The organism is Variovorax sp. 20P10.2.4 (assembly GCF_058244205.1).
In genome coordinates this window covers 1-1027 of sequence record NZ_JBZAYE010001199.1, presented here as the reverse complement: position 1 = coordinate 1027, position 1027 = coordinate 1, and the positions used below count along the sequence as shown (strand labels likewise).

Sequence of the window (1027 nt, the reverse complement as noted above, 5' to 3'; positions counted from 1 at the left end):
AGCGTCACGGCCATCAGCCGGCCCATGAGGCCCGCGCCGAGGATCGCCACCGATCGGAAGGGCAGGTTCATCGCCATGCTCCTCGGGCCTTCGAATCGCGTCGATAATTTTCGGCATGACCCAAGGACCCACCCAGCGCTATGCGCGCGTGCTCTCGATCGCCGGCTCCGACAGCGGCGGCGGTGCCGGCATCCAGGCCGATCTCAAGACCTTCGCGGCCCTCGGCTGCTACGGCATGACGGCCATCACGGCGCTCACCGCGCAGAACACGCTCGGCGTCACGGGCATCCACGGCGTGCCGCCGGCCTTCCTCAAGGCGCAGATCCAGGCCGTGGTCGAGGACATCGGCGTCGACGCGGTCAAGCTCGGCATGCTGCATGCGCCCGAGGTGGTCGAGGTCGTGGCCTGGGCCATCGACCACTACCGCCTGCCGAACGTGGTGCTCGACCCCGTGATGGTCGCCACCAGCGGCGACCGCCTGATCGCGGCCGAGACGGTGCAGGTGCTGGTGCGCGAACTGTTCCCGCGCGCCGCGGTGATCACGCCCAATCTCGATGAGGCGGCCCTGCTGATCGGCCATGCGATCGACGGCATCGGTGCGCTCGATGGCGCGGCCGACGAGCTGCTGGCGCTGGGCGCGCGCGCGGTGCTGCTCAAGGGCGGCCACCTGCCGGGCAGCGAGGTGGTCGACGTGCTGTTGCAATCCAGTGGCGAACGCACGCGCCTGGCCTCGCGCCGCATCGAGAGCCGCAACCTGCACGGCACCGGCTGCACGCTGTCGTCTGCCATCGCCGCGCACCTGGCACTGGGCGCTGCGCTGCCCGAGGCGGTGGAGCGCGCGCGCGCCTACATCCTCGGTGCGATGGCGGCCGCTGTCGACGTGCAGGTCGGTGCCGGTCATGGCCCGCTCAACCACGGCTTTGCGCCAGTGCCGACGCAGCGCCTGCCGCTGCAGGCTTCGGCCGGCTGAGCCAGGCCAGCACGAAGGTCAGCGCCAGCGTCGGCAGCGCCGAGCCGAACTGCGGCG

General features: G+C 71.3%; 1 protein-coding gene. It reads left to right on the top strand.

Annotated features, from left to right (window positions below):
* Positions 1–115: 115 nt before the first annotated feature.
* Complete coding sequence (gene thiD / locus AC27VN_RS42265) at positions 116–970, top strand: bifunctional hydroxymethylpyrimidine kinase/phosphomethylpyrimidine kinase (RefSeq protein ID WP_490880635.1); 855 nt, start codon at positions 116–118, stop codon at positions 968–970.
* Positions 971–1027 lie beyond the last annotated feature (57 nt).